Raw genomic sequence first — 12,142 nt, 5'->3', positions numbered from 1 at the left:
TTCTTACCTTTCTTTATTATCTATTGAATCAGTTCTTATTCTTTTCCTTCAGCTTCAAAAGCTGCTCTCGCTTCTTGAGCTGCCTTTTCACGCGCTTTTTCAAGGTCATCTACGTGAATCACATCGTCATCCATACCTTCATCCAAGTCACGAAGTTCTACTTCATTGTCATCTTCATCTAGGACGCGCATGTCAAGACAAAGTGACTGCAATTCTTTCACAAGGACACGGAAGGATTCTGGGACACCTGGTTTTGGAATTGGTTTACCTTTAGTAATAGCTTCATAAGCTCTCAAACGGCCATTGATATCATCTGACTTGTAGGTCAAGATTTCTTGAAGGACGTTAGAAGCACCGTAAGCTTCCAAAGCCCAAACTTCCATCTCTCCAAAACGTTGTCCACCAAATTGTGCTTTACCACCAAGAGGTTGTTGCGTAACGGTTGAATAAGGACCAACTGAACGAGCATGAAGCTTATCATCTACCATGTGGTGAAGCTTAATCATGTACATGACACCAACGGACACACGGTTATCAAACGGTTCGCCAGTACGTCCATCATAAAGGATTGTCTTAGCATCGCTATCCATACCTGCTTCACGAACGGTTTCCCAAAGATCATCTGAGCTAGCTCCGTCAAAGACTGGCGTTGCAATGTGGATACCAAGGTTGCGAGCAGCCATACCGAGGTGCAATTCCATAACTTGTCCGATATTCATACGTGACGGCACCCCAAGAGGATTCAACATGATATCAACTGGTGTCCCGTCTGGAAGATACGGCATATCCTCAACTGGAACAATGCGGGAAACAACCCCTTTGTTTCCGTGGCGTCCGGCCATCTTATCTCCAACGCGGATTTTCCGTTTTTGAGCGATATAAACACGTACCAACATGTTGACACCGGATTGCAATTCATCACCGTTCGCACGAGTAAAGATTTTTACATCACGGACAACACCTGCACCACCGTGTGGTACACGAAGGGAGGTATCACGCACTTCACGAGACTTATCACCAAAAATTGCATGAAGCAGGCGTTCTTCAGCGGATAAATCTTTTTCACCTTTCGGCGTTACTTTACCGACAAGAATGTCGCCTTCTTTTACCTCAGCACCAATGCGGATAATTCCCATCTCGTCAAGGTCTCTCAAAGCATCTTCCCCGACGTTTGGAATTTCGCGCGTGATTTCTTCAGGTCCGAGCTTTGTATCACGTGTTTCTGATTCAAATTCTTCCAAGTGAACAGATGTGTAAACATCGTCTTTCACTAAACGTTCACTCATGATAACGGCATCTTCAAAGTTGTAACCTTCCCATGTCATATAAGCAACGATTGGATTTTGTCCAAGTGCCATTTCACCTTTTTCCATAGAAGGTCCGTCTGCGATAAAATCACCTTTTTCAACTGTATCGCCAACTTTTACCAGCGTGCGTTGGTTGTAAGAAGTGCCTGAGTTAGAACGGCGGAATTTCGTAATATGATAAACATCAAGGGAACCGTCTTCACGGCGAACTTCAACTTTAGCAGCATCAGAATAGACAACTTTACCATCGTGCTGTGCAATAATCGCTGCTCCAGAATCATGAGCTGCTTGGTACTCCATTCCTGTCCCAACATATGGTGCATGTGGGTCAATCAATGGAACAGCTTGCCGCTGCATGTTAGCACCCATGAGGGCACGGTTTGAGTCATCATTTTCAAGGAAAGGAATACATGCTGTCGCCACCGCAACTACCTGCTTAGGTGATACATCCATGAAATCTACTTGATCTGAAGGAAATTCTTGGTTATTCCCTTGGTGGCGTCCCATAACAATCGCCTCTGCAAAGCGACCATCTTCTGTTAATTTAGAATTTGCTTGTGCAACGATGTATTCATCTTCTTCATCCGCTGTTAGCCAAACGATTTCATTGGTTACTATGCCAGCTTTACGGTCTACCTTACGGTAAGGTGTTTGGATAAATCCATATTTATTTAGATGCCCATAAGAAGACAAGTTATTAATCAGACCGATGTTTGGTCCTTCTGGTGTTTCAATTGGACACATACGACCATAGTGAGTGTAGTGCACGTCCCGCACTTCATAACCAGCACGGTCACGTGTTAAACCACCAGGTCCTAAAGCTGACAAACGACGTTTGTGAGAAAGCTCAGACAACGGATTATGTTGGTCCATGAACTGAGACAACTGGGAAGACCCAAAGAATTCTTTAATAGCTGCAGTTACTGGACGGATGTTAATGATCTGTTGTGGTGTCAATACTTCATTGTCTTGTACACTCATCCGTTCGCGGACATTACGCTCCATCCGAGAAAGACCAAGACGAACTTGGTTAGCAAGCAATTCACCTACCGCACGAATCCGACGATTTCCCAAGTGGTCAATATCATCTACACGGCCGATGCCTTCTGCTAAGTTGAGGAAGTAGCTCATCTCAGCCAAGATATCCGCTGGTGTAATAGTATGAATTCGGTCATCTGGATTAGCATTCCCAATAATAGTCACTACACGATCTGGATCAGTTGGTGCCACAACCTTGAACTTCTGCAGCTCTACAGAGTTCGTCAAGACAGCTGAGTCGTTTGGAATATAAGTGATTTTGTTCAAACCATTATCCAACTGCTCTGCAATGCTGTCAATGACACTGCGGGTCATAACTGTTCCAGCTTCTACTAAGATTTCCCCCGTTTCTGGGTCTACCAAAGGTTCCGCAATCGTTTGATTCAATAAACGGTTTTTAATATTCAGCTTTTTATTGATTTTGTAACGACCAACAGCTGCCAGATCGTAACGACGAGCATCAAAGAATCGCGCGATTAAAAGACTACGTGAGGAATCTGCCGTTTTAGGCTCACCTGGACGAAGGCGCTCATAGATTTCTTTGAGTGCTTCATCTGTACGTGAGTCCATCGGATTTTTATGAATATCTTTTTCAATCGTATTACGAACAAGTTCGCTATCTCCAAAAATGTCAAAGATTTCATCATCACCAGAGAAACCAAGTGCACGAACAAGCGTCGTAAATGGAATCTTACGAGTACGATCAATTCGAGTGTAAGCAATATCTTTTGAATCAGTTTCCAGTTCTAACCAAGCTCCACGATTCGGAATAACAGTTGAACCATAACCAACTTTCCCATTTTTGTCTACTTTATCATTAAAGTAAACACCTGGCGAACGAACAAGTTGAGATACGATAATCCGCTCACCACCATTGATAATAAAGGTTCCCATTTCTGTCATGATTGGAAAATCACCAAAGAACACTTCTTGCGTCTTGATTTCACCCGTTTCTTTGTTGATTAAACGGAAAGTCACAAAAATAGGTGCAGAATAGCTAGCATCATGAATGCGTGCTTCTTCTAAGGTGTATTTAGATTCTTTGATTTCATAACCAACAAACTCCAACTCCATTGTATCTGTAAAGTTCGAGATAGGAAGTACATCTTCAAATACTTCTTTCAAACCATGGTCAAGAAAATCTTTGAACGAATCCGTCTGGATTTCAATCAAATTTGGTAAATCAAGAACTTCCTTGATTCTTGAAAAACTACGACGAGTACGGTGTTTCCCGTATTGAACTTCATGTCCTGCCAAGTTTTTTACTCCTTCTTTCTACATTCTCTATCACTAGGATAAAGTAGCAATTTCATTTGTCCTTTCTGCTGAATTTTTAGAATTTTTAAATTTTGATGACAAAACACAAAATTCCTAAAAATAGGCACAAAAAGAGCAGCTAAATCTGACTCTAAAAGTATGATTTAACTGCTGTAAGCTTTATATGGACAATATTTCAAATAAAGCAGACGACAAATTATTAATAATATTATACCTTAATTTACTCCGCTTTTCAAGCTCCTTTATTTATGAAAGTGTTTTTATTTTATATCAATAGCAAAGCTAGCCAGCTAATGCAACACTTTTATAATATTGTTTGTCCAGTGATTAAGATGGATTTAACATTGCATTTCTCCAATTAATTAAATAGATAATATCTGTGACGTCACTCTATATGATTTAAATCTATGATTCGATCAAAATATTGTAATAGATGTTTATCGTGTGTCACAATAATAATTGCTACTCCCTTATCTCTCAATCCTTGCAATGCTTTAATGACAAACAAACCATTTTCTTCATCCAATGAAGCTGTGGGTTCATCTGCAAAAATAATTTTAGGACATTTTAATAGCATTCGTATCAATGAAATTCGCTGCTGCTCACCACCACTTAATTGAAAAATATACTTATTTAAACAATCTTTCCCTAACCCAAAATCTTCTAAATATTGGGTTATTAGTTGTCTATCTTTTGAGATAAAATTTAAATTCTTAAAAACTGTTTCGTTATCTATAAGAGCAAAATTTTGAAATAAGAAACCAAAGACTTCTTTAAAATACTTTTTTCGTTGTTGTTTATTAATCTTGTTTCCATAAATGAAGATCTCTCCAGCATCAATCTCATCCAATTGTCCTAGACAATTTAACAATGTCGTTTTCCCTTTGCCACTATCCCCAATGATACCAACTATTTCCCCTTCATTTACAACAAATGATAAATTTTGAAAAATCACTTTCTCTTTATAACTTTTAGAGATATTTCTAGCTTCAATTACGTTCATTTCAGTCTCCTTTTTTTAGTGTTGTCAAGCGTTCTCTTTTTTCAAAAAATAGAAGCAATAGAGCGTACATGGCAGTATCAATAAAAAGAATTCCACTTATAATTGAAAAAACAGTCATATTTAGCCAAAATACTATCATTAATGTCACAAATGATATGGCTAGCATAGATAGTAAAAATTGTGCATGACGTTCCAGAAAAGATTTTCCAAACAAATACCAAATTATAATTTTCTTCCTTTCAACTTCCAGATAAGTCATGATTAAAAAATAATTGATGATGGCAAAAATCACACCGCTTGCTACTACACCTACCAGCTTCAAATATAATTGTGATTGTATCATATTCAACTTACGAAGTGCTTCTTCACGACTAGAGATTAGACCCGCAAAATCTTCTTCTAAGCGATGAGTTTTGATATATTTCGCGATAGGAACAGTATCTTTGAATAAATAACGTCCTTGCGATACTTCAGCAACTAGGACATCTGAATTTTTTCCAAATAATTCAATGGCTCCTACCAAAATGACCGGATTATAAATAGTCGTTTTTGTCAAATCAGATGTGTTAAAATTAAAAATTTGTTGATTGGCTTTCGAAACAAGAACCTCTATCTCTCCTTCATAAAGCTTTTTATAGTCGGTCTTGACATTCTGGTGGAAAGTAATAATTTCTCGCATAACTTGTACAATTTGCTTTTGCTTAGAGATGAGGTTTTCAGGAACAATTACATAAAACTTATGCTTAGTAAGCTGCCCAATTCGGTCACCTTTTGGAGTATAGATTGGCACTTCCTTTAAAAATTGATGATTAACAACCATATAGTTTGAAAAAGGAGGAGTCTTATCTTCTGATTTAAGCATATTAATTTTTTTATACTCAGCAAAAAGGCCACCTGTTGCTTCACCCAGTGACAAGATATCGGCAATCGCTTTCCGAGACTTTCGGTCTCTTTCTTCACTTTCTGCTTGATTACTATACTTTCCAGAAATAAGTGTTGTATTTTCACTAAAAGTGAGCTGTGCATAATTCGGTATTTTTTGCCAAATCGCCAATGTTTTCTCTGTTGTTCTTAATGTTTTCACATCCTTAAAACCTTGAAAAAGTGTCACAGCACACACACTTAAAACAAACACTTTGATTAGTACATTAAAAACCAACAACTTTTTATAGGGTTTCTTTTCCTTTATTTTTTCTGTAATAGAAGACAGCCCTTTAGCCACAAAAACTGATACAAGGTGACTTAGTTGTAAAAGGAAGAAAACTAAAAGAGCCGCTGTCATGAAAAACGGAAGTCCTAAAGGAAAATAGATTGCTGAAAAGAGAAAGTACATAAACAACAGAAGTGCTTCAATCTTTGAAGCGCCAAATAATAGACTAAAAATATTGCGCCCATGCAATTCAAGAATTCCTATTTTTTTAGAAAGAGACAGGGAAACAAATAAATCAATCAGAAAAATGATAAAGCTAAGAAAGAATAATAGAAATCCCAACTCATTAGAAAAAAACTGAGTAAGGATGAGCCTCAGCATATTGCGCTCAATCTCAACCTTTAAGCCCAACTCTTTTAACAATTGAATAAATTTTTCAGGTATCTCTTTTTTCAAATAATAGGTACCTAAAGGGTTTTCAATCGTTAACGAACTACTTTTCTTGAATATAACCTTATCCTTGAGACGTGACGTATCATAACGATAGGCTCGATTAGATGGAAAATAATAAACATTTTTTTGAGAATGTCCTTTAGGAGATGTTCCGAAAGTAACTTTGTATATCTCAAGGTTTTGCTCGCGAGAAAATTTCTCTAATTTCTTATAAATTGTTGCTGAAGATTTAACTTTATCCCAATCCACCACCTGAATTGAGGCCTTAGCATGAGGAATAGAGAAGTGATAGGTTTCTTTGATAAGCTGACTAAGGTAAAAAAACAACGTGGCTAAAAAAGTAAAAACAACCACCCAATATATTTTTTTCATACGCCTCCAAAAATTTTGCCATTCAGTATAAAATTGGTGGAGAAAACCAAACCTTCTCTCCACCAATTCTTTTGTATATTACGAATCAACAAACGAACGTTGCATAATTAATAATAATGCCAATACGCCCTATTGCCAGATGGTATACGATCAACTTCTGTATAAGCGCTTGAGCGGTTAGAGGCATAAGACTTACTAGTTGTTTTCCCACGAGCGTATATAACAACATTATTGTTAGTTTGGGGGTGGCTATTCCATCTAGCCCAGACCTTACCAAACCAAAGATGTCCCGTCACTCCACCTGAAAAACCAAATGTTTCAGCTGCAGCCAAAAGCCCTACTGATAACATTAAAATAACCGCCGTGCGTTGAAATATCTTTTTGAACATGATATTCCTACTTATTATTTTTTTATTATTTCAGAAGCTTCCTTATAACCTAATGAATAGTAATTTGTAAAAGCACTTATTGAAAACGCTTTATCGCGTTCATAATACCATAGTTATAATTTCTTTGTCAATGGAATTTTTCTTTTTTTACACCTTCTTTACATTAAGAGAAATAATATTATTTTTATCATAACTATTGGTTTATGGGTTGCATACAACAGACTAAAAATTGCATATTTAAAAAGAACACCCCGATTTTAAAAATGAAATGTTCTTTTTACCATTCGTTATTTTCCTAAAAGTGCTTCCCAAGCTTTTTGATAATCACTGTCTGTCCCACCAATTCCAAATTTATAAGTTGTAGTCGGCGCTCCGTTTTTGGCCCAGTAACTTGTGACTGTTTGGCCAGTTGCATTAATCGTACGACCATTCACACTGACATTTCCAGATTTTTCACCAGTTGCTTTAAGGACATTTGATTTAATAACGCTAGAATCAAGATTAAACTTATCTTTAACGCCCCAAATACTTGGATCTGCTTGGTAAATTGCATTCACCAAATGAGCCATGTACTGCGCATTGTTATTGTAACCCGTTAAAGCCGCCATTGAGGCATTGTTATCATGACCAATCCAACCTCCTAATGTTAATTTAGGAGTAGATACCATGAGCCACATATCTCCATTATTGTTAGTTGTCCCAGTTTTCCCAATCCAATCGGCATTAGCCAAGCCACTATTGATCTGTGTTAAACGAGATTTGAAAGTCGTTGTAGCACCTGAACTCAGAACTCCGCGCATGAGATGTTGCATAATTGTCGCTGTTGCTTTGGAATAAACTTGAGCAGGTTTTGTTTTATGCTCATAGACAACTTTCCCGTCTTTTGCCGTAATCTTTTCAATCATATAGCGCTTTTGATATGCTCCGTTGTTAGCTAAGGTTTGAAAACCATTCGTGTGTTTAGCAACAGATACTTCAACACCACCTCCCATTGGTAGGCTTTCAATATCATAATTATCAATCTGATAACCCATTTTTTCCATATATCCTCGGACATTGACCCCTTTGTCGCGAAGTAATTTATAAGTCCAATAAGCAGGAATGTTCCAAGAAGTATTTAAAGCCTCCTGTAAATCCATCATCGCTGTTCCACGACTGTCCACATGCATAATGGGATCGCCATTAGAGAAATTTGCTGGATAATTAGACAGCATGCTGGCGCTTCCCATCAGACCTTGGTCAATGGCTATCCCATAAGCTAAAATCGGTTTAATCGTTGAACCGGGCGAGCGCTCCGTATCAAAAGCGTGGTTGTTTTGATTAGAAGCATAATTACGTCCTCCTATAAAACCCAAAACAGCTCCTGTACGATTGTCCATGAGAACATTTCCGGCTTCAACCGCACCCGTCCCATCATCTAATACACTACCAAAATTAGCAACCGCTTTTTGCATAGCATTGTGAACTTTTCTGTTAATCGTTGTAGTAACAGTATAGCCACCATCGCTTAGCTCTTTTGCTGCTAATTCTTGATAAGCCTTGACCGTTGCATCATCTTTCAATTCCTGTTGTGAAACATTATCCCGACTAATCAAATAATCATACATTGCTTTTTTCGCTTCTTTCAGAGCAACGTAATATAAGTAATCATGCGAATTTTTTGAAGAGCGATCGGCAGGTAGAAAATCCCGTTTTAAATCATAATCTTTGTACAATCGGTATTCATCTTTACTAATTGCACCAGTTCGATACATATTATAAATGACTTTTTTTGCACGATTGAGTCCCAATGTCATGTCTTTAGCACTTTTTCGACTACCATCAGCCGTGTAAGGAGAATAGACAATCGGACTTTGTGGCAGCCCAGCAATAAAAGCTGCTTGAGGAACTGTCAACTTGCTAGCAGGCACTCCAAAAATTCCTTGAGCGGCTTCTTCCACACCAGCAATATTTTGCCCTTTATTGTTACGCCCGAATGGTGCAACATTGAGATAAGATGCTAAAATATCCTCTTTACTCATATAACGCTCTAAAGCCAGAGCATCAATAATTTCAGTTGCCTTTCGCTTAAAGGTCGGCGCATCTCCCACAACCTGCTGCTTAATCAATTGCTGAGTTAAGGTAGAACCACCACTGGAAGAACCAATCTTCGCAACAGAACCTAGTGTGGCTCGCAAAACTGCTTTTGTAACCACTCCATTATGCTTGTGGAAATTTTCATCTTCAGTCGCAATGACGGCCTTTTTTACATTATCAGAAATATTCTTACTCTCTACTGCAATCCGCATTAAATCACTGTCAATGGCTGAAATAGAGCTTCCATCAGCATATTTCAATTCTGAAATAGAGGAAATATTCCGAATCTGTTTAACTAATTGATCTTTTTGCGGAACTTCTACTTTATCAAAAATTCTTACTCCGTAACCAAGAGCAATTCCTGCCCCAAACAAACCACCTAAAAAGACCAATACAAAAACAACATTCGACAACAATTTCAAAGTTCGAAGCGTAATGCCGCCAATATTCAAAAGAGTTAATTCTTTTTTTCTGATATGAAACTTTGTTTGAGACAGCTGAGACAGCCATGCAAACAGGTATTTCATCTTTTCTAACACTTGTTTAATCATTCTTTCTCCTTGAACTTTCTGTGCCTATTATAGCAAATTTATGAAACTTCTGACAACAGGAAAAGCAAGCCTTGGCTGAAATCATTGATTTTTTAATTATTTTTACGATTTTACTACCTTCTAGTATCTGTTTGTGATACAATGTTACAATAACTAGAAATTTTATAAAGGAGAGACAGATATGCACATTTTTGATGAGCTAAAAGAACGCGGTTTGGTTTTTCAAACAACTGATGAAGAAGCATTGCGCAAGGCCCTAGCGGAAGGAAATGTCAGCTTTTATTCTGGCTATGACCCAACAGCTGACAGCCTCCATCTTGGTCATCTTGTACCAATCCTTGTCATGAAACATTTACAGTTGGCTGGTCACAAACCCTATGCTCTCGTTGGCGGTGCAACTGGCTTAATTGGCGATCCATCATTTAAAGATACAGAACGGAGCTTACAAACAAAAGACACAGTTGAAGGTTGGGTCCGCAGCATTCAAGCACAAGTATCACGTTTTCTTGACTTTGAAAATGGCGACAACAAAGCTGAAATGGTCAACAACTACGACTGGTTCTCTGGTATTAGCTTTATTGACTTTCTACGCGATGTTGGAAAATATTTCACTGTCAACTACATGATGAGTAAGGAATCCGTAAAAAAACGGATTGAAACAGGCATTTCGTATACCGAGTTTGCTTACCAGATTATGCAAGGCTATGACTTTTTTGAGTTAAATCGACAATACGATGTCACTTTGCAAATCGGTGGTTCAGATCAATGGGGCAATATGACAGCTGGTACAGAGTTACTTCGCCGCAAAGCAGATAAAACAGGTCATGTTATTACAGTGCCACTCATCACAGATGCCACTGGTAAGAAATTTGGTAAGTCAGAAGGTAATGCTGTATGGCTCAATGCCGATAAAACTAGCCCTTACGAAATGTATCAATTCTGGATGAATGTCATGGACGCTGATGCCGTGCGTTTCCTAAAAATCTTTACACTTCTTCCACTTGATGAAATCGAAGAAATCGGAAAACAATTTGAAGCAGCTCCCCACGAACGGTTGGCACAAAAAATCTTAGCACGAGAAGTGGTCACGCTTGTACATGGCGAAGAAGCCTACAAAGAAGCGCTCAACATCACCGAACAACTTTTTGCTGGAAATATTAAAAATCTTTCTGTCAAAGAATTAAAACAAGGTCTTCGCGGAGTGCCAAATTATCAAGTGAAAACAGATGACAATCTCAATATTGTGGAAGTTTTGGTAGCAGCTGGCGTTGTCAATTCTAAACGCCAAGCTCGTGAAGATGTTCAAAATGGCGCTATTTATGTCAATGGCGAACGTATTCAAGACCTTAACTATACATTAACGGATGCTGACAAATTAGAAAACGAACTGACCGTTATTCGGCGCGGGAAGAAAAAATATTTTGTTTTGACTTACTAAAATAAGAAACCAATAGACCAATCAGCTACTGCATCGTGGCAGATTGCACTATGTCCTTTGAGGTTGGGGAGCTTCGTCCCAGCCTCTTTGCATTTTCACTCAGCAAAAACATATTGACTAGTGTTTATTTTGCTCTATAATTTAAAAATGTGGATTGTTTTAGCCTTCATTTTTCTTTGCCTGCTTGCCAAAGCATTTTCCACATGTTACACTAAACACAGAAATTGATGAAAGAGAAATTGCATGAAAGTCAAACTTAAACGTTTTGAAACAGCTAATCTTTTTGCTTGTCCAATTTGCCAACAAGCCTTGTTTTTGTCAGAAAATAGCCTCAAATGTCAAAACAGCCATTCCTTTGATTTGGCGAAATTTGGTTATGTTAACCTAGCACCACAGATAAAACAGTCCAAAGCCTATGATAAATCCAACTTTCAAAATCGACAATTGATTCTCGAAGCGGGATTTTACCAACCGATTTTAAATCAACTAATAAAAATTGCATCTTCCTTCTCACAGCATAGCAATATTCTGGATATCGGCTGTGGAGAGGGATACTATGCACGACATTTACAGCTGCTGCTGCCGGATAGCCGTATCTACGCATTTGATTTATCAAAGGATTCGATTCAGTTAGCAGCCAAAAGCGACCACAGCCTTGCAGTAAACTGGTTTGTTGGAGATTTGGCACGCCTTCCCATCCAGGAAACCAGTATGGATGTGATTTTAGATATTTTCTCTCCTGCCAATTACCAAGAATTTCAGCGTGTATTGCGGAAAAACGGCTTGCTGATTAAAGTTATTCCCAATAGCCAACACTTGCAAGAAATCCGAGGTATTGTAGCTGATAAATTAACAAACACGAACTATTCCAATCAAAACATCCTTGAGCACTTCAAAGAGTCCTTTACCATTATAGATTCCTATGACGTTGCTGGTACTTTTTCACTAAAGGAAAATGAAAAAAATGCTCTACTGAAGATGACCCCTCTCCTTTTCAATATAAATATTAAAAACATCGACTGGTCATCATTAGACAACATCACAATTGCTGCAAAGATTTTAATTGGCCAACAAAAATAAACGAAAA

At 38.0% G+C, this 12,142-nt stretch carries 7 protein-coding genes; 2 read left to right on the top strand and 5 right to left on the bottom strand.

Annotation, left to right across the window (positions count from 1 at the left end; translation table 11 throughout):
- Positions 1-35: 35 nt before the first annotated feature.
- The 5 genes from rpoB to pbp1b form a co-directional block, all read right to left on the bottom strand.
- On the bottom strand, positions 36-3,602 hold the full coding sequence (gene rpoB / locus HMPREF1654_RS06830; protein WP_003076046.1) for a DNA-directed RNA polymerase subunit beta: 3,567 nt from the start codon (positions 3,600-3,602) through the stop codon (positions 36-38).
- A gap of 406 nt (positions 3,603-4,008) precedes the next feature.
- Entirely contained in the window at positions 4,009-4,626 is a 618-nt protein-coding gene (locus tag HMPREF1654_RS06825; protein ID WP_003075912.1) for an ABC transporter ATP-binding protein, read from the bottom strand.
- A 1-nt stretch (position 4,627) separates the two neighbouring features.
- The gene (locus tag HMPREF1654_RS06820; RefSeq protein ID WP_003075824.1) at positions 4,628-6,601 is read right to left on the bottom strand and encodes a hypothetical protein; all 1,974 of its coding nucleotides are present in this window, start codon (positions 6,599-6,601) and stop codon (positions 4,628-4,630) included.
- Positions 6,602-6,708: 107 nt separating this feature from the next.
- Positions 6,709-6,990, bottom strand: a complete 282-nt coding sequence (locus HMPREF1654_RS06815) for a hypothetical protein (RefSeq protein ID WP_016670407.1) — start codon at positions 6,988-6,990, stop codon at positions 6,709-6,711.
- A 287-nt stretch (positions 6,991-7,277) separates the two neighbouring features.
- Entirely contained in the window at positions 7,278-9,617 is a 2,340-nt protein-coding gene (gene pbp1b, locus HMPREF1654_RS06810) for a penicillin-binding protein PBP1B (protein WP_003076047.1), read from the bottom strand.
- A gap of 181 nt (positions 9,618-9,798) precedes the next feature.
- Here pbp1b and tyrS point away from each other — a divergent pair, with 181 nt between their 5' ends.
- Together tyrS and HMPREF1654_RS06800 are read left to right on the top strand one after the other, a co-directional pair.
- On the top strand, positions 9,799-11,055 hold the full coding sequence (gene tyrS / locus HMPREF1654_RS06805) for a tyrosine--tRNA ligase (RefSeq protein WP_003073956.1): 1,257 nt from the start codon (positions 9,799-9,801) through the stop codon (positions 11,053-11,055).
- Positions 11,056-11,298: 243 nt separating this feature from the next.
- Positions 11,299-12,135, top strand: coding sequence for a putative RNA methyltransferase (locus HMPREF1654_RS06800; protein WP_003073953.1), 837 nt, complete (start codon positions 11,299-11,301; stop codon positions 12,133-12,135).
- Positions 12,136-12,142 lie beyond the last annotated feature (7 nt).

The organism is Streptococcus intermedius SK54 = ATCC 27335 (genome assembly GCF_000413475.1).
In the GTDB taxonomy this organism is placed as follows: domain Bacteria; phylum Bacillota; class Bacilli; order Lactobacillales; family Streptococcaceae; genus Streptococcus; species Streptococcus intermedius.
Note: the sequence above shows the minus strand (reverse complement) of the source record. Positions and strands in the feature narration are given on the sequence as shown.